A 17,632-nucleotide genomic window follows, 5' to 3' on the forward strand; every position below is an offset into this window, starting at 1 on the left:
GCCAGCGCCACCGGCACCAGCAGCCGCCTCACCACCCGCGGACCTCGTCCCACGCCGCCGCGAACTGCGGCCCGTCCGGCGCCTCGATGACGATCAGCCCGGCGCCCGCGGCGGACACCGGTGCCGCGTCCGCGTCCCCGAACAGGCCCGCCAGCACCACCGGGTACGGCCCGCGCAGCCCGCTCACCTCACCCAGCCCGGTGCGCCCGCCCGGACCGGTGAGGAACACCAGCGTGTCACCCAGCCGGCCGCGGCGCAGCCGGCGCACCGTCGCGGTCAGATCGCCCTCGCCCAGCGTCGCCTCGGTCAGCACGTCCAGGTACGGGCCGGTGGCGTCGCCGGTCACCAGGTGCAGGCTGACCGGCAGATCCTCGCGGACCGCCGCGGTCACGATCGACGCGGCCGCCTCACACGCCGACTCGAACGATTCGGCGATGCCGTCGGACACCTCCGGATGCGCCCGGGCGCGGTCGTCCAGCACCACCACGATCGTCGGCTCGCTGGTGTCCAGTTGCTCGCGCACCATCAGCTCGCCCACCTTGGCGCTGCTGCGCCAATGCACCCGGCGCAGCTCGTCACCCACCACGTACTCACGCAGGCTGTCGAAGGTGATGGTGCCGTGCGGCACCTTGTCGATGCGTCCGTCCAGGCTGCGCGCCATCCCGGCGGGCACCGCCCGCAGCAGGTGGATGCGTGGATGCACCCACACCCGGGCCGGTTCGCCGTACCGGCGGGACAGGCTGACCAGCCCCAGCGGGTCGGTGCGGGTCACCCGCAGCGGGCCGATCGGCACCACGCCGCGCCGCCCGGTCGGCACCGGATAGTCCACGGTGGTGGAATGCGCGGGCCGCAGACGCAGCAGCGGCACCGGCACGTCCCGGCGGCCGCAGCGGTCCACCGCGATCAGGTTCGCCGCGCGCAGCCGGCTGGTGTTGTCCACCGTCAGCGTCATCCGGGCCGGATCGCCGCGGGCCACCCGGTCCGGCTCCGCCCGGCGCCGCACACCCAGCCGGGGCCGCCACAGCGCGAAACCCGCCGCGCCCGCGGTCGCCGCGACCGCCGCCGCGCCCAGCAGCGCCAGGTCCGGATAGCCCCCGCCGAAGCCCGCCGCCAGCAGCAGCACCGCCGCCGCGAGCAGGCCGGCGCCCCGCGCGGTCATGCCGTGGTCTGCTGGTCCGGCAACGGCACCGGCACCGACCGGACGGCGTCGTCCAGCACCTCCGCCGGGGTCACCCCGCGCAACTGGGCGTCCGGGGACAGCAAGACGCGGTGCGCGAACACCGGATGCAACAGCCGTTTCACGTCCTCCGGCAGCACGTAGCCACGGGCGTTGATCAGCGCGTACGCGCACGCCGCCCGGACCAGCGCGATCACCCCGCGGGGGCTGACCCCGACGCGCACCTGCGGATGGTTGCGGGTGGCCGCGGCCAGCCGCACCGCGTACGCGTACAGCGGATCGGCCACGTGCACGCGCTGCGCCAGCCGCACCATCTCGCCCACCGTCGCGGTGTCGGTGACCGGATCCAGCGCGTCCGGCGACCGGGTCGCCGACCCGCGCAGCACCTCGATCTCGACGTCCTCGTCGGGGTAGCCCACCGACAGCTTCACCAGGAACCGGTCCAACTGCGCCTCCGGCAGCCGGTACGTGCCGTCCATCTCCACCGGGTTCTGCGTGGCCACCACCAGGAACGGCTGCGGCACCGGATGCGCCACGCCGTCCACCGTGACCCGCCGTTCCTCCATCACCTCCAGCAGCGCCGACTGGGTCTTCGGCGACGCCCGGTTGATCTCGTCGGCGATCACCAGGTTGGCGAACACCGGGCCCGGGTGGAACTCGAAGCCCCGGCTCGCCTGGTTGAAGATCGTCACCCCGGACACGTCGGAGGGCAGCAGGTCCGGAGTGAACTGGATGCGCCGCCACTGGCCGCTGATGGAGGCCGCCATCGCCCGCGCCAGCGTCGTCTTGCCCACCCCGGGCACGTCCTCCAGCAGCACATGGCCCTGAGCGAACAGCGCGGTCAGCGCCAGGCGCACCACGTCGGCCTTGCCCAGCACCACCGCGCCGACGCGGTCGGCCAGTTGCGCGGCGATCTGCGCGAACGTCTGAATGTGCTGCGGGGGCAGCGGTTCGGTGTGCACGCACGCTTCCTAGCAGGCCGGCAGGTCACCGAGGTCGTCGCCGCCGTCCAGGTTCAGCCACGCCCACGGAATGTAGTTCTTGCCTTTGTAGTTGACCTTGACCCACCAGGTGCTGTGCTTGTGGTGGTTGTAGATGTAGGAGTCGACGTCGTCGCCCTTGACCTTGCAGTACGACTGCAGCCGCGTGCCGGGTTTGGCCCAGCCGACCTGCTTGTCGTTGTTCTGGTCCGGCACGCTGAAGATCTCGTTGCCGTTGCGTCCCGCCCGGTCCTCGTCGCAGTAGGTGGCGGTGTCGCCCTCCTCGCCGTTGTTGCAGGTGGCCGTGCCGTACAGGGCCGCGGTGGTGCGTTTGGCCGTCGCGGTGACGGTGCCCGCCGCGTTCTTCGCGGTGACCGTGACCGTGTACGCCGTGCTCGGCTTCAGCCCGCCGACCGTCAGCGTGGAACAGTTGCCGTTCGCCGCACCGCCGCCGCTGCTCGCCGACGCCGAACACGCCGCCGTGCCGCCGCCCGCGTCCACGCTGAACGACACCGTCGCGGTGTTGAACGTCGCCGACGACCCGGTGACCGTCAGCTTCGGCTCGGCCACGGTGCGGGCCGTCGCGGTGCCCGGTTCGCTCGCGCCCGCCGCGTTGACCGCCCGCACCCGCACCGCCACGTCCTGCCCGGCGCCGAAGCCGCCGATCTCCGCCGACGTGTCGGTGGCCTGCACCGTGCGGTCGCCCGCCGTCACCTCGTATCGGCTGATCGGGCGGCCGTTGTCCGCCGGGGCCGACCAGGTCACCCGGACCGTGCCCGCCTTGTCGCCCACGGTCGCCGCGTCCACGTCGCCGGGCTGCTCCGGCCGGGCGTACGGCACCACCGTCTCGCTGATCGGCGACGCCTGGGACCCGGCGCCCCGCTCGTTGACCGCGACCACCGTGAACGCGTACTGCTTGCCGTAATCCAGGGCGCCCGCCTTGATCGTCAGCGACGTCCCCCGGGCATCACCCACCGGGGCGCTGCCGCCTTCCGCCACGCCCGTCACCTCGTACCGCACGATGTCCAGGCCCTGACCGTTCGCGGCCGGCCAGCTCACCACCACCGTGCCGTCCGGCTTGGCCTGCGCGGTCGCCGACGCCGGCGGATCCGGCACCTCGGCGGTGGGACGCACCGGGTTGCTGGTCCGCGACGGGCCGTCGCCCTTCTTGTTCACCGCCCACACCTCGAACCGGTAGGTCTTGCCGTTGGTCAGCCCGGTCACCTCCAGGGCGCGCTGGTCCGCGCCCACCTGGAAGGTCCGTCCCGCGCCGCGCACCACGTACCGGGTGATCGCCGCGCCGTTGTCGTCCGCCGCCTGCCAGGTCACCCGGGCCTGCGCGTTGCCCGCCGCCGCGTGCACGTTGCGCGGCGCGCCCGGCTCGGTCACCGGCGGCTTCTTCGGCTTCTTCGGCGGCGGGGGCGGATCCGGCGGGGTCGGTGGCGGGTCGCCGCCGAGCACGTCGTCGGCGTACTTGTCCACCGTGCGCACGTGGTGCGCGTCGTCCACCACCCGCGCCGTGGACGCGCCCGGCGCGTTGATGAACAGGTAGTTCTCCCGCACCTCCAGATCCAGCAGGCCGCCCGGGTCGTCCACCGCGATGCCGTCGCGTGGCCGCCCGGCCGCGTCGAACACGTGCACCCGGCCGGTCTCCGCCTCCGGCACATACACGTATCCCTGCCAGGCCACCGCCGGCTGCAGGGTGCCGTCGCCGGGGACCGTGAACGTCGCGCGGACGCCCTCGTCGCCCACCACGACCACCTGCCGGTCGTCCGGGACGGTGATCGGCACCGCACGGCCGTCGGTGTGCGCGGCGAGCGTGCCCGGCCCGGTCAGCGGCACCGTCGTGGTGCGCACCTGGTCGCCGCGGACCATGGTCAGCGCGTTGGTGGTGCGGTCCAGCACCGCCACCCCGTCGTCCAGGGTGGACACCGCCAGATCGTGGTTGGGTGCGGCCACCGACTCGGTGCGCACCTGCGGGGTGCCGCCGCCGGTCGCCGGGCTGATGCCCGACACCGTGCCCTGCCCCGGCACCCCCACCCACAGGGTGTCCGTGCCGTCGAACGACCCGCCGGTGATGCCCGGCGGGTAGCGCAGCGGCTGGCCCATCGGCGCCAGCGTGTGCGGGTCGATCTGCTGCACCTCGCCGCGCACCGCGTCCACGATGAACGCCGCGTGCTCGCCCAGCGCCACGCTGACCCCGATGCCGGACTGCGTAGTCAGGGTCTGGAACTCCTTGAGCGAGGCCAGGTCCATGGTGCCGACCTGCCCGGTGTTCACGTCGCGCAGGATCACGAAGCGGTCGTTCTGGCTGACCTGCAACTGGTGCCCGCGGGCGCGCGGCACGTCCACCCGGGTGTCCACCTTGGCCGTGACGCCGTTGATCCGCGCCATCTCACCCTTGCTGGTGGACCACACCCAGGATGCGGCGTCGAAACTGGCCACCGCCTGATCCGCCGCCCCCAGTCCCAGCGCGGTCAGGCCCAGCCCGGTGACCAGGCTCAGCACGGTGCCGATGGTCACCAGACCACCGCGGCTGCGCCAGCGGCGCACAGGTGCCGTCACGACCCGATTCCTCCTGACCTGTTCGAAGACGGAGGCCATCATAGGGGCGGGCGAGACGCGGTGGACACCCGTGAATGTCACGGTTCCGAATAGGCATGATCGCTTACGGTGATCATTTTCTGCGCGCCGTCACGAGTTCTCTACTTGCCGTGCGCGCGGCTCGTGCAGGATTGCGGTGAGCTGGCAAATTCGTTCGTGCCATAGACCGCCACCACCGCGAAGCAATAATCCAGGTCCGGGTTCAACCCGTTCAAATCGATCGACGTGGTGCCCGGACCCACCTGACCCAGCGGTTTCAGCAGCTCACCCGGATGCCCGCCGGTCACCATGAACGACGTACGCCCCTGGGCCGGATCGGTCCAGAAGACCTGGATGGACGAACCGAAATCCTTCAGCCGCACGTCGGTCGGCGCCGGCCCGCCACCCAGCGTCGGCTTGCCCGGCTCCTCCGGCTGCGCCGGCGGGTTGTTGCGCGCGAGCACGAACACCAGGGCCACCACCGCGATGACCGCCGCCAGCACCGCCGCGATCGCCGCGAACAGCACCGGACCCCGTCCGGACCGTTCCTGCTCCGGCTGCCGGGCAGGCCCCGGCGTGTGCGGATCCGGCAGCGGCCGGTCGTCCGGCCCCGGCCACGGCGCTTGTTCGTACGCGGCCGGCACCGGGTGTTCGTAGGCGGCCGGCGCCTCCCGTCCGTGGGCGGCCGGTTGTTCGTCCGCGGCCGGCACCGACCGGTCGTACCCGGTGGGCGCGCTCGGTGGCGGACCGGACGGTGCCGTCTGCCGGAACGGATCCGGCTGCGCCCAGTCCGCCGGCGTCGGCAGCACCATGGTCGACTCGACGTCCGGCCCGGGCGTCGGCGACCGGCCCGGTTCCGGTTGACGCGGCGGTCCCGTTGGGGCCGGTCCCGTTGGGGCCGGTGTCGTCTGCGGCCATGGCTCAGCCGGTTGCGGGCCTTCTGGTGGTGGCTCTTCCCGTCGTCGCGTGTTTCCGGGCGGCGGGGGAGTGGCGGGGGGCGGGGGCGTCTCTGGGGGTGAGATCGTCGTCGGGGAGGGAGCCGGCGCCGGGGACGGAGCCGCCGCGGAGGCGGGAGCCGCCTCCGGTGATGCGGTCGTCTCTCCCACGCGCTGGCGGGACTCCGCCACCGCCCAATGGTCGCCACCCAGCACCGGCGCGCCGAACTCCGCCACCCGTCCGAACGCCTTGCGGGCCTCGTGGCGGTTCCCCAACTCCTCCGCCACCACGCCGATCGCGTATGAGATCTCCAACATCAGCGGATCCGCGTCACCCAGACGCCACCGGCCCGCCGCGTACGCCTCCTCCAGCACCCGCCGCGCCGACGCCGGATCATCCACATACTGGTAGAGCCCCGCGAGCTGATGCGCCGCCGCCAGCACGCCCGGATCATCCTCGCCCAGGTTCACCTTGCCCAGGCCCACCGCGTGCTCCAGCATCGCGATCGCATGCGGGATCTGCCCGGTACGGGCCAGCTCGTCGGCACGCTGCCGGGCCGGCGTCAGCGGGGACGGCTGCGACACGCCCGCCATGCTGCCCGGTACGCGTCACCGCCGCCAGACCACCCCGATCTCAAGGGCGAAATGGACGAATTTGTCGCTTGGCGCGCCCGCACCCGGACCCGTCCGTGGAGCCGCCGCCCGAGCCGTGTACAGTTCACTGTCATGCAGCCCGCCGGGCTGCCGCTCCTCGGTGCATGCCGAGCGACGGCGCAGGCGGCGACTCGCAGAGCAAGTCCGGGTGGCGGAATGGCAGACGCGCTAGCTTGAGGTGCTAGTGCCCTTTATCGGGCGTGGGGGTTCAAGTCCCCCTCCGGACACAGATAAATCGCACTGAGAAGTGGCCGCTGACCAGCGATTATTTGGTTGGCGGCCCTACTTGTTCCGTGGGGTTGGACTGCCGTGGGAACACCGTCCTCTCGCGGAGTCCATTCCGGTGTCGGCTCGGACTTGGATGATCCATTGCTGGACCAGGGTGAGGTCGGTCAGCATCGAGAGCAGCCAGTATCGGCAAAAAGATCCGCTGCCGCTGGACGGCCTCGCCAGGTCGCTCTAAAGTGACGACTTCGGCAGGTTGTCACGCAATGTGGTGGGAAAGCTACTCACTCGGCCTGGTCTCCATGGATGTCGCAGCGCAATCACCGGAGAACGGAGAACAAAGCTGTGGTCGATACCGAGGTTCGTGGCGATGACGGTAGGAGGAATGCGCAACCGACGTGGCGGATTGCGTTCCTCTTTCATGCCGACCTGGCGCTCTTCTCCCGCACGGTCATCCGCTGCCTGGACGCCTTAACCAATTCAACTTCTGAGTCGTTTGAGGTCGTCGTTCTGGCGGACGGCACACCGGAGCACGTCGCGGACAAACTTCCTGGTTTGGCCACCGGTTGGGGCATCGACGAATTGCAAATTCGTTCACGCAAACGCTATGTTGCCAGCGGTGATCCGTCCAATAACGGCCACCGGCGAATGTTTGTTCCGGGCGTCCGTTATCTCGTCGTGGTCGAGGATGACGTCGTCATGTATCGGACGGAGCCCTCATTCGACATTCTCGCGGCATGTCGGGAACTGTTCGAACTGCACCCGGATGTCCCGGTTTTGTCTAAAGTGAACGACTACCACCAATGGTCGTGGAAACTCTTAGACGAGGGGCCGCCGATCGAGGCCGGAGTGCGGTCGGTGAACCGGCTCTCCACACACTTCGTCGCCTATGACGTCGCTCGCTTCGTGCCAATTGCGGAACGGTTCGGTGGTTTCGATCTGGATGTTTTCATAGATCGGCCGGATCTCAGCTATAACTGGGAGGATCTGGTCTCCCACGTCGGTACAACGGGTGGACGAAGGATCGCTTTTCCAGAATCGTGGCCTTTCCATGTTTTTCACTGCGATCGCAAGGTTGACCCTGAATCTATTTACCACACGCAGTGGCCGCCGGTGAAGGCCGAGATACTGGCTGAACTGGAGCGTCGCTATCGGTCGGCGGGGGCGACGGCGTGAAGTCCATCGATGATCCTCTTTCCGGGCGGCACCGGGTAGCAGCATGGAGGCGGGCACTGGCCGCTGTCCGGTCGCTGTCGCCAAGGTTTCTTGACCGCCATGCCGTGGTGCTCGCCCATCTGGAACGCTTTGCGCCAGACGAGGCGGTGAGTGCCGCGATGACGTCGATCGGCCTCGGGGACGTCGGTCGGGCGGCCGCTGTCCTTGCCGGCACTCCCGAGCTCCGGATTCCCGAACCGCTTTCAAGTGCAAAGCCTGTCATCAGCGGATCGGCGCGGATGGTCAGTGTGGTTCACGAGCTGATGGTCAGCGGCCGCAACATCGACGCATGGATCTCGGGGCAGCCGGTCCTGGAGCAGACTGCTGTACCGCTCCATCCCTCGCGAGAGGCCCACCTTGTCCGTACCGGTGATTCCGAGTGGGTTGCGCTGCGGTGGCCCACCGGTTCTGTCGCTGCTCGATCGGCATACCAAGGTCATCTGGAAGCGGTTTTCCGTACGGCCTCGGCCGCCTCGGGGACGCCAGTGCACGCTCAGGAGCAGTACGCAGTGATCGAAGGTGTTGGAAGCGACCCCTGGGTGCTTGCGCCAAACCTTGGTCGTACCGTCGAGGACCGGCTGCGATGCAACGAATTTCCGGCAGAGGAACGACACAAACTGCTAACCACCCTGACTGCACTTCGCAGGGCCATGGTCGAAACAGGAATGATCTGGCAGGGCTTCGCGCCGCGCAACATGTTCTTCAGAGATGGCAGTTTGACTCTCATCGACTTCGAAGAGGTGGTTGACGCCGCGCGTGAACCGGCGCGGGCTGCCGAGTGCCTGACCTGGCATCGAATATTCTTCGCCGATTGCCTAACCGAACGGGAATCGCTCGAGCTGTTCCAGCCGTTGGCCGGTGAGCCAGAGATCCCGGACGACACGATTCGCGAAGCAGACCGGTTCGAGAGAGCTTTGCTGGGGACGCCCTCGATTACTTGGGCACGTCGACGGGAGTTGCTGCATGTGAGCATCGTTCTGGAAGGTAGGCATCAGCGACCCAGCAATAAGCGAGACGCCGGAGTCCTATTCGGACACGAACTCGGCCACTTCTGGGGCGATTTTCTGTCCGCCGACCACGAAGCGCGGCTGTTTGCTCAAATGCGATCTGTCGACTCGTCGGAGGTACTCGCGGCCTGTCTGGAAGCGTTCGAGGCTGCCATGGAGGCTGACATCTGCCGAACGTTGCGGCAGCGCGCTTATGGCACGGAGGATGTCTCTACTCCTCGTACCGTCGCGATGATCGACGTGCTCGAGGCGACTGGACCAGCTCACTTGGCGGCCCACCGCGCCCGGCAAAGTGGCTGGTACGAAGGTCTGGAAACCGACCCCGGCCAATTGGTCGACGAATTTCTGCATGAGGCAGGGACGGCCGTCAACGGACTCGACCGATCCGTCCTGGACGAGTACCTAGTCGGTGGGGGCGACGCCCGCAAAACTCACGAAGAATCCCTGGCTCAGGCAACCCGTATCGGGTTGGACTTCCTGCACCGCACGGAGGAGCCGTTCCTTCATCACCGCAAACCTGAGGAACTCCGCGCTGTGCTGGGCGGGCCGGTACCGCTTACCGGTAGCGGCATGGATGCGGTCCTTGCCGAAGTTGAGGAAGTCATCGCCCACCTCTCTGTTTCTCAATCCCACCCCGACTATCTCGCATTCCCTGACACGGGGAACGCGATCGCTTCTCTCGTCGGAGGGACGGTAGGGCGACTGCTGAACCAGAACCTGATCGCGGTAGACCGGAGCGCCCCAGCGGCCACGTTTGTCGAGATCCAGGTGGTCGAGTGGTTGCGAGAACTGGTCGGCTACGAAACGGTGCCGATCACCGAACTCCGAGGTGTTCGAGACATCGCGGGGCTGTGGGCGACCGGCGGTCACTTGTCCAACCACATTGCGATGTTGGTTGCTCTGGGCCGCCAATTCCCAGAGGTACGCCGGAGCGGTTTGATGGGACTGAACAGCCAACCGGCCGTGGTGATGGCAGGTCCGATCGCTCACTACTCGCACAGCGACGCAGCATTCCACCTTGGACTGGGCTGGGATGCCGTGATCAGTGTGGGCGCCGAAGGTGGCTTCACGACCGATCCGGACGCTGTGGAAGCAGCGCTGACCAATCCACCCAACGGCAAGACCCCGTTCATGGTGGTGGGCGTGGCCGGCAATTGCCGGACGACAGGCGTCGACGACCTGGCAAGGCTCGCGGAAGTGTGCCGCAGGCACGGTGTCTGGTATCACGTAGACGCTTGTCACGGTGGAAGTTTGATCTTCAACGAGAGACTCCGGGAACGCTACCTTGCGCGCATCGCCGAGGCGGATTCGGTGTCGCTGGACCCCCACAAGGGATTATTCACCCCGTACCCGTCGTCGTACGTCCTTTTTCGCGAGCGTGGCATGCTCGGCCAATTCAGCCGTCATTCTTCCGCGGTCAACGCCGATGGCAACTGGGATCTCGGCCTGATTACCCCATTCCTCGGGTCGCGTGGGTTCGAGAGTCTGGCAACCTGGACCATCCTGCGGCATGTCGGCGTACGCCGCCTCGGAGACCTGGTGGAGAGCCGCCAGGCGCATGTGCGTTATCTTGAGCGTCGCATCGATGACAACGGCTTGTTCGTGCGGTTCAACGACGTCGACTTCTACCGGATGGCCTTCGTCTTCTGCCCTCCGCCGGTACGTCGACTGTTGAATTGCCTCGACCGGGAGTTGCGTCGGCGGGCGGTGCAGACGATCAGCCGCTACACTTCTCGACTCAACGACAGCCTCTACCGAGCCGGAGCGGTATGCTTCGACGAGCACACCCTGACCGATCTAGACAACCGGGTCGGGGCAGGCGCTGACGCCTCATTCACCATCATGGCAGCGTGCCCGGGGAACCCATTACTCGGCCGCGGCGATCTGGATCGCGCTTTGAGCCATCTCATTGAAGGGGCTCTGCAGCTCGTTCCGAGTTTGATCGCTGATCTTACTGAAGTCAGAGACGGCGGCCGGATGCTGACTGGGCCGGCTAGTTGGGGAGATCTGCTGTGAACCACGAGCCGGTGACAGCGTTCCTGGAGCAGCACTTCGCTGAGACGCTTGAAGCGGGGTTCATTTACGGTTCACTGGCCGCGGGCCACGCCGGCCCAACCAGTGATGTCGACTGCTTTGTCATCACTGGAGACGACTTCGACATTGCGCAGCGCTGTCAGGTGGGTATGGCGTTCGCGGATCTGCAACGCCAGCTCGGTTTCACCCCGGACAAGAATTATCCCATTGAGATCTTCTCGGCCGGAGCGTGTCGATCGATCTTGCAGGGCGGCGAGCTCAACCGCGTACTCGAGGCCGCGGGTAGGGCGGGGGCTCTGGAGCGCAGCATGGACGAGTCCGACGAGGTGGAAGTGCTGCGTGCCCTCATCGACCGACGGTTGGTGCTCCGGTGTTCGCCCGTACTCGATGAACTGACCAGTCTGGCTCAGGAACTTGGACGGAGACACTCGGTAGAGTTGCTCTGCGTTCCCGGGACGGTCGGCGTGTCACTGCCAACGCGATGATCGTCGCCGCCGAGCGGCTGGTCCCGTCACCAGTCTTCATTTTGAGCTCTATCCGGTCCGGATCGACGCTGCTTCGATGCTTACTGAATAGCCACACACAGATCCACGCTCCGCACGAACTGCACCTGGTCGATCTGTCGGTCCGGCTCGACAGCGAGTTCTCTCAGCTCGCCATGCGAGTTGCCGGCTTGGACGGTCGACAGTTGGAGCATCTGCTGTGGGATCGCGTTCTACACCGCGAACTCGTGCGTTCAGGGAAACAAGTCATCGTCGACAAGACTCCGGCGAATGCTTTGCGCTGGAAGCGGGTCGCCGAGTGCTGGCCGGATGCTCGCTACCTTTTTCTTCTCCGACACCCAGTCCGGATCTTGGAGTCAGCGATTCTTGCCCGCCCTCACGCGACGCCGACCGAGAGTGCCGAACTTGTCAGGCTCTTTCTCACTCGGCTGATCGAAGCCCGTGAAGAAAATCAGGGCTGCACGGTCCGGTACGAGGATCTGGCCCGAGACCCGACGGTGATCACGAAGAAGATCTGCGATTGGCTGGACGTTCGATGGGAACCGCAGATGATCAATTATGGCAGTCGGGACCACGGGCCGTTTCTCCCCGGAATCGGAGACTTCACGCAGCGGATTCGGGTCGGCCGGGTGTTGCCCGGCCGACCCGATCCCGGTTCAGCCGAGGTGCCTGAGGAACTACGAACCTTTTGCCAGTCCCTCGGATACTTATGACTACATACGCTCCGGAGCGGCGATTCCTAGCAACTCAAGACCCTGGGCCAGTACCCGTGCGGTGAGGTCGGACATCGTGAGGCGGCTCTTCTGGACGTCGCCTTCAGAGCGAAGCACAGGGCAGTGTTCATAGAATTTGGTGAAGGTTGACGCAAGGGTGTACAGATACCCAGCAAGACGATGGAACTCCAGCGATTCCGCGATGTCCTCGATCAGGCTGGGGAATGCCAGCAATTCGATCGCAAGCGCGCGCTCAGCCGGTTCTGTAACCAGGATGACAGGCGCGCCAGCGGGCGCTGAGATGGACCCCCGACGGAAGATCGAAAGTATTCGAGCACGAGCGTACTGCAAGTAAGGCGCGGTGTTGCCATCGAAATTCAACATCCGTTTCCAATCGAAGACATAGTCCTTTAGCCGGTCGTTGGACAGGTCGGCGTACTTGATGGCACCGATGCCGACCATTTGCGCCACGTTCGCGCGGGTTGCGCCATCCAGTTCGGGGTTCTTCACCTCGACCGAGACCGCTGCCCTCGAAACGGCCTCATCCAGCAATTCGACCAACCTGATCGAATCACCGGAACGGCTCCGCAACATCTTGCCGTCAGTCCCCAGAATTGAGCCAAAGCCGACATGTTGCGCCCGTGCCGGCGCGACGAGCCATCCGGCTTCGCGGGCTACTTCGTAAACCATCTCGAAATGCTGCTTCTGCGGTAGGCCGACCACGTACAGTAGCCTGTCGGCCTTCAGTTCCTGGGTTCGATAGCGGATCGCGGCGAGGTCGGTGGCTCCATACCCGAATCCACCGTCGCGTTTCTGCACGATGACCGGCAGCGGATCACCATCGCGATTGGTGAAGCCTCGCGGGAAGACGACCTTGGCGCCGTCGCTCTCTGTCAGCAGGCCGATGCGGCCGAGTTCCTCGACGACCGAGTGCAACATGTCGTTGTAGAAACTTTCACCGAAGAAGTCATCTTCGGTAAGGCGGACCCCCAGCCTGCCGTAGACGGCGAGGAAGTACTTCTCTGATTCGTCGACGAGCAGTCGCCACAGCCGCAACGTCTGCGGGTCTCCACCCTGCAACGCGACAACCCGGTTCCGTGCCCGCTCCTTAAAGCTGTCATCGGCGTCGAACTTGATCCTAGCAGCCTTGTAGAAGCCATTGAGGTCGCCTTGGGAGAGCTCGTGCGCCCCTTCGGATTCGCCCATGTCGAGGAGATGTTCGATCAGCATTCCGAACGGTGTTCCCCAGTCGCCCAGATGATTGGCCTTGACGACACGGTGGCCCAGCCAATCCAATACGCGCACGGCGGCGTCGCCGATTACCGTCGAGCGCAGGTGCCCGACATGCATCTCCTTGGCGACATTGGGCGCGGAATAGTCAATGACTACCGTATGCGGGTCCTCAGCGCGTGAAACGCCGAGCCGAGCATGACTAGCCATTTCTGCGACCAGTGGAGCCAGCGCCTCATCGGAGAACGTCAGATTGATGAATCCGGGTCCAGAGATCTGAACCGACCTGCATAGATCATCAAGCCTAGCGTGGCTGACCACCTCTGCGGCGATGTCGCGGGGGTTGCGCCCGAGTCGTCGAGCTAGGGCTAGGGCGCCGTCGGCTTGGAAGTCGGCGTGCTGCGATCGGCGCAGCGTCGGGTCGGCCGGTGCTCCGGCGACATCCTCGAACGCGGGCGCGAGTCGATCATGCAGTAGCTGTTCCAGGGAAGCCATAGCAAGACAATCTAGTCGAACCCCGTTGGGGGCCTCGACGGGACGGCCGGTTACTCCTGTGTCGTGCACCCAGCACCGGGGGGTGGTCACCGACCCATCCATCGATCGATACTGATCGGTGTGTCCAGGCCACTCTGTGTCTTGCTGCCCGAGATCGGGGTCGTGAGCGAGACGTTCATCCGCTGGGACGTGCACAATCTCCTACCACGGGGAACTGCGGTGATAGCCGAACCGCCACCGGCGGGCGAATCGGTACGTCAAGGACCAGCGTGGCGCACGGTGCCCTGCCCTACGTTGGCCTTCAACCCCCTGCCTGGCGATCCTCTTCCCTCGCCGGAACGTTTCGACCTGGCGGCTGAGTTCCTGACTCGCCACCGAGTCGAGGCTGTCCTGGTGGAGTACCTCGACTTCGCCGATCGATGGTTCGACTTCCTGCGAAGCCGCAACGTCCGAGTCTGGCTTCGTGGGCATGGGGTCGATTTTTCGGCGCGCCTTACCGAAGCCCGCTGGCGCAACGCTTATCTTCGCTATTCCGACGCTGCCGGCATCGTTGTGCCCAGCAATTTTGCCGCCAGCGCCCTCGTGACCCTCGGTCTTCCGGCCAACCGCGTTCACGTCGTCCGATATAGCGTTGACGTGCCGCCCTCAATGCCGGCGCGCGCGCCGACGGAAACCGTTCGTTGCACCATGGTCGGCAGACTCGTTGCAAAGAAGGCGCCGATGCTGACGCTCGACGCCTTTAGGCGAGCTGCCCGGCATGACCCCCGACTGGAACTGCACATCGTCGGTGACGGACCACTCATGGAGGTGGTCCGCAGTTACCTCGTCGAACATGAACTAGCCGAGCGCGTCCATCTGCATGGCCGCCTCTCCCACGCACGAACCCTTACCATGATCCGCTCCTCCGACATCCTGTTGCACCACGCCATTACCTCGCCAACCGACGGGGATACTGAAGGACAGCCGCTCGTCATCTTGGAAGCGATGGCCGTGGGAGTGCCTCCCATCTCGACGCGCCATGCGGGGATACCAGAAGTCGTGATCGACCGGCATAATGGGCGACTGGTAACCGAGCGCGATGTTCGGAGCATGGCTGAATCGATCGTAGAGTTGTCCGGCAATCGTGCCGAACGCTGTCGGCTGGGCGCCTCAGCGCAGCGGACCATCCGGGAACACCATAGTCATCAACTGGCCCGACGCACCTTGCTGGGCCTGCTGGAAATCTCTGAAACCTCCACGCGCGTGCGGGCAGAGGTGCCATGAGAAGCGCCGTCATACTGGTCAAGAATGGCATCGGTTTTGGGCACATTCGGCGAGCGCTACTGATCGCCGAGGCGCTCCAACACGCTGGCCGAATCCGGCCCGTCATCATTAGTCAGGCCAGTTCGCTTGCCCTCTATCAAGCCACCTCGGTTCGGGTCGTCAACTTCCCTCTTTTGCACCGGGTACCGTCGGCGATAACCGAGGACTTCTACACGGACCTGATGAACCGGGTGCTCGAGCGGCTGAGTCCGGCGGTCGTTATCGAAGACACTTACCCCGACGCTCGATACCGGCACCTGGCTGCGCTGATCGATCGACCACGAATTCTCGTGATGCGTCGGCTCGATGAGACCTCATTCGACCGTATCCGGGAACGTGGTGACTTTGCACACTACGACCGGATTCTCATTGCGCAGGACGAACGCGACTTCCGTCAAGAAGAACACAGTCCCGAATCGCTGGCGGCAATCGAGTACGGCAGCCAATTCGCCTTCGTCGGAAACATTTTCGCCACGGCATCGTCGGCAGACATCGCGGACGTACGGCGCGCATACACCTCGACTCGTCCGCTGATCGTCGTCAACGGCGGTGCTGGAGGAGACCAGATGCCGGACGGATACGGTGATCGTCTCTTCAATGCCTGCAGCCAGGTCGCTGCGGCCCTCGCAGAGGAGGGAAATCCGGCCCGGTTCGTGTTCGTCACCGGGCCGTACTACGCCGGAAGGCCGCTACACCCGACCGAGAACGTCGAGGTCCGGCGTTTTGAACCCCGTCTGTCAGCTCTGCTGGCAGCAGCCGATGTGGCCGTCATCAAGCCGGGTAACAACGCGTTGTCGGAGACGCTCGCCGGCCAGGCCCGACTGATCCTCGTTCCCGACGTGTCATTCATGGAAGGGCTCGATGAGCACGCCGAGCGCGTCGCATCCCGGTATGACGGTTCGGTCGGTGAACCGAGCCGGGCCAGCTTGGAGCCTCTCATCAGAGAAGCGCTCATTCGCCCCCCACGCGTCGAACGCGTCGGACCGTCACGGGCGGCGATCGATGCGGTGGTCCGGGAGGTACACCGCATGGCCGATCAAAGTAGCCGGCCTTCCATCCAGCCGAAGTCACTCCTGCTCATGTTGTTTCCGCCTGGTCACGGTGACGCCGAGTCAATCAGAAAATGCCTCCCGCGGGAGTTGGAAGACGCCGTTGTTGTCGGCGATGGCGGGCCAGCCGTCAGGTTCGGTCAGATCCTCCCCTCCATGAGCACTGGGCCGCGCGCCGTGGTGGTCGGCGCTGATACCAGAGGTATCCAGCCCCAGGAACTGGTCGAAGCCGGCGTCCAACTGCTGATTCACGGGCGCGAATCTGCGCCGGTGGCCCGCTGGCTTCGCCTGCACCCACCGTCGCCTGCCCTCTTGTCAATCTCCGCAGAATTCGTCGTTGCGCGAGTCGAATCCGCGGAGCGTGTGCACCGACGGCTGGCACGCCTCCTAGAACGTAGTGCATCTGCCGTGCTGGTGCTTGACCTGGGCGGAATGCCGACCGAGGAGTTACCCACCTACCTGCAGTTGGTCGGAAGCTGGCTATCTGCTCAGCCGGTACAACTGGTCAACTTGCAAGCGATTGTTAGTGCCTCGGCGGCCCGGCTGCTGGAGAGGAAGGATTAGCATGACGGACGATTCGGCCCCCTTGGTGGTGGAGCCGATGACCATCCTTGTGTGCGCATTCCACGTACGACGCGACGACCGCCTGGACTCACTGGCGGACGACATCGTCGCCTTACTCGAACCAGATGGCACCGTGCTGGATCTGTCTCGGTTCGACCGCCGCGCCGATGTAGTCGAACTGCGGAAAATTGACCGGCGTCCGAAGGAGCGGAGATGACCGTAGTGCCGAAGCTGCTCGCCAAAAAAGTGCGACAAGTCGGATATGCCGAATGGCCAGCTTTTGCCTCGGCGGAGCAGTGCACGCTGCTGCGGCGGGCCACTGCGAGCCTTACGAGTAGCGAGCACGCCCATCGTTATCCGAGGTCAACTCGAGTTTGGGACCTTCATCAGTTCGATTCCGTATTCATTGACGTTGTGGCTCATGCTGGCCTCGCGGGAATTCTCGATGACCTGCTCGGCGAGTATTACTTGCTGTCGGACTACAGCCTGAACGTTGTCAATCCTGAGCAGCCGGTAGACGACTGGCATATCGACTATCCTTACAACGAGATGCATGAAATCGTGGCGGGTGGCGTACTCGGGGTCCAATGCGTGCTGGCGCTTGACCCCTTCACCGAGAAAAACGGAGCTACCCGAATGGCACCCGGGACTCATCGGCGCCCACAACGGCCAGCCGACCCATGGCCGACCAGTTCCGAAGCCTTCATCGCCGAACCCGGAACCCTCTTGATCATGGCTGCGTCGACATGGCACCGATCCGGCTACAACAGCTCAGGCCGACCGCGAGCCGCCCTGCTGTTGAGTTTCGTCGAACGCTGGATCAAGCCTCTCTCGGACCCGCTCCCTCCCGGCGCCTGGACACACGACCAGCGGCTCCAGAAGATGCTAGGTCTTCAACGCCCGGCCGAAACGATCAACGGCGTTCCACTCTGACCCGCGGCAGACCTGACATCCTGAGCAGCCGAC

Annotated in this window: 13 protein-coding genes and 1 tRNA gene; 9 read left to right on the forward strand and 5 right to left on the reverse strand. The window is 65.7% G+C overall.

Translation table 11 applies throughout. From position 1 onward, the window contains the following. Positions 1-28: 28 nt before the first annotated feature. The 4 genes from IEY73_RS01340 to IEY73_RS01355 all read right to left on the reverse strand — a co-directional run bounded on the left by IEY73_RS01340 (position 29) and on the right by IEY73_RS01355 (position 6,260). Positions 29-1,159: a DUF58 domain-containing protein gene (locus IEY73_RS01340; protein WP_189077155.1), complete on the reverse strand. Its 1,131-nt coding sequence runs from the start codon at positions 1,157-1,159 to the stop codon at positions 29-31. Next, positions 1,156-2,139 (reverse strand): AAA family ATPase, encoded by a 984-nt coding sequence (locus IEY73_RS01345; protein ID WP_189077156.1) that lies wholly within the window; start codon positions 2,137-2,139, stop codon positions 1,156-1,158. Before IEY73_RS01345 ends, IEY73_RS01340 begins: the two co-directional genes overlap by 4 nt. A gap of 9 nt (positions 2,140-2,148) precedes the next feature. Further along, positions 2,149-4,761 carry a fibronectin type III domain-containing protein gene (locus IEY73_RS01350; RefSeq protein WP_189077774.1) on the reverse strand — a complete coding sequence of 871 codons (2,613 nt, stop codon included), beginning with the start codon at positions 4,759-4,761 and terminating at the stop codon, positions 2,149-2,151. Between the two features lie 101 nt (positions 4,762-4,862). Next, a complete protein-coding gene (locus IEY73_RS01355; RefSeq protein ID WP_189077157.1) occupies positions 4,863-6,260 on the reverse strand; it encodes a tetratricopeptide repeat protein in 1,398 nt (465 codons plus the stop codon). A gap of 211 nt (positions 6,261-6,471) precedes the next feature. Between IEY73_RS01355 and IEY73_RS01360 the strand changes: the two genes are divergently transcribed. The 5 genes from IEY73_RS01360 to IEY73_RS01380 all read left to right on the forward strand — a co-directional run bounded on the left by IEY73_RS01360 (position 6,472) and on the right by IEY73_RS01380 (position 12,026). Further along, a tRNA-Leu gene (locus IEY73_RS01360) sits at positions 6,472-6,556 on the forward strand. A gap of 343 nt (positions 6,557-6,899) precedes the next feature. After that, the gene (locus IEY73_RS01365) at positions 6,900-7,730 is read left to right on the forward strand and encodes a glycosyltransferase family A protein (RefSeq protein ID WP_189077158.1); all 831 of its coding nucleotides are present in this window, start codon (positions 6,900-6,902) and stop codon (positions 7,728-7,730) included. Beyond that, on the forward strand, positions 7,727-10,792 hold the full coding sequence (locus tag IEY73_RS01370; RefSeq protein ID WP_189077159.1) for a pyridoxal phosphate-dependent decarboxylase family protein: 3,066 nt from the start codon (positions 7,727-7,729) through the stop codon (positions 10,790-10,792). The genes IEY73_RS01365 and IEY73_RS01370 overlap by 4 nt, the downstream gene beginning before the upstream one ends. After that, positions 10,789-11,295, forward strand: a complete 507-nt coding sequence (locus tag IEY73_RS01375; protein WP_189077160.1) for a nucleotidyltransferase domain-containing protein — start codon at positions 10,789-10,791, stop codon at positions 11,293-11,295. The genes IEY73_RS01370 and IEY73_RS01375 overlap by 4 nt, the downstream gene beginning before the upstream one ends. Beyond that, positions 11,292-12,026: a sulfotransferase family protein gene (locus tag IEY73_RS01380; protein ID WP_189077161.1), complete on the forward strand. Its 735-nt coding sequence runs from the start codon at positions 11,292-11,294 to the stop codon at positions 12,024-12,026. Before IEY73_RS01375 ends, IEY73_RS01380 begins: the two co-directional genes overlap by 4 nt. Here IEY73_RS01380 and argS read toward each other — a convergent pair whose 3' ends face one another. Beyond that, on the reverse strand, positions 12,027-13,751 hold the full coding sequence (gene argS / locus IEY73_RS01385; protein WP_189077162.1) for an arginine--tRNA ligase: 1,725 nt from the start codon (positions 13,749-13,751) through the stop codon (positions 12,027-12,029). A gap of 393 nt (positions 13,752-14,144) precedes the next feature. Here argS and IEY73_RS01390 point away from each other — a divergent pair, with 393 nt between their 5' ends. Genes IEY73_RS01390 through IEY73_RS01405 form a run of 4 tightly spaced genes read left to right on the forward strand, consistent with a single transcriptional unit; the run spans position 14,145 to position 17,599 of the window. Continuing rightward, positions 14,145-15,014 carry a glycosyltransferase family 4 protein gene (locus tag IEY73_RS01390; protein WP_229715335.1) on the forward strand — a complete coding sequence of 290 codons (870 nt, stop codon included), beginning with the start codon at positions 14,145-14,147 and terminating at the stop codon, positions 15,012-15,014. Next, positions 15,011-16,666: a hypothetical protein gene (locus tag IEY73_RS01395; RefSeq protein WP_189077164.1), complete on the forward strand. Its 1,656-nt coding sequence runs from the start codon at positions 15,011-15,013 to the stop codon at positions 16,664-16,666. The genes IEY73_RS01390 and IEY73_RS01395 overlap by 4 nt, the downstream gene beginning before the upstream one ends. Position 16,667: 1 nt before the next feature. Then, on the forward strand, positions 16,668-16,883 hold the full coding sequence (locus IEY73_RS01400; protein ID WP_189077165.1) for a hypothetical protein: 216 nt from the start codon (positions 16,668-16,670) through the stop codon (positions 16,881-16,883). Further along, positions 16,880-17,599: a phytanoyl-CoA dioxygenase family protein gene (locus IEY73_RS01405; RefSeq protein WP_189077166.1), complete on the forward strand. Its 720-nt coding sequence runs from the start codon at positions 16,880-16,882 to the stop codon at positions 17,597-17,599. Before IEY73_RS01400 ends, IEY73_RS01405 begins: the two co-directional genes overlap by 4 nt. Positions 17,600-17,632 lie beyond the last annotated feature (33 nt).

The organism is Mangrovihabitans endophyticus (assembly GCF_014646155.1).
Taxonomy (GTDB): domain Bacteria; phylum Actinomycetota; class Actinomycetes; order Mycobacteriales; family Micromonosporaceae; genus Actinoplanes; species Actinoplanes endophyticus.

Coding starts and splice junctions, on each gene's coding strand:
- IEY73_RS01340 (WP_189077155.1), bottom strand. CDS start 1,159: ATGACCGCGCGGGGCGCCGGCCTGCTCGCGGCGGCGGTGCTGCTGCTG.
- IEY73_RS01395 (WP_189077164.1), top strand. CDS start 15,011: ATGAGAAGCGCCGTCATACTGGTCAAGAATGGCATCGGTTTTGGGCAC.
- argS (WP_189077162.1), bottom strand. CDS start 13,751: ATGGCTTCCCTGGAACAGCTACTGCATGATCGACTCGCGCCCGCGTTC.
- IEY73_RS01405 (WP_189077166.1), top strand. CDS start 16,880: ATGACCGTAGTGCCGAAGCTGCTCGCCAAAAAAGTGCGACAAGTCGGA.
- IEY73_RS01380 (WP_189077161.1), top strand. CDS start 11,292: ATGATCGTCGCCGCCGAGCGGCTGGTCCCGTCACCAGTCTTCATTTTG.
- IEY73_RS01350 (WP_189077774.1), bottom strand. CDS start 4,761: ATGGCCTCCGTCTTCGAACAGGTCAGGAGGAATCGGGTCGTGACGGCA.
- IEY73_RS01400 (WP_189077165.1), top strand. CDS start 16,668: ATGACGGACGATTCGGCCCCCTTGGTGGTGGAGCCGATGACCATCCTT.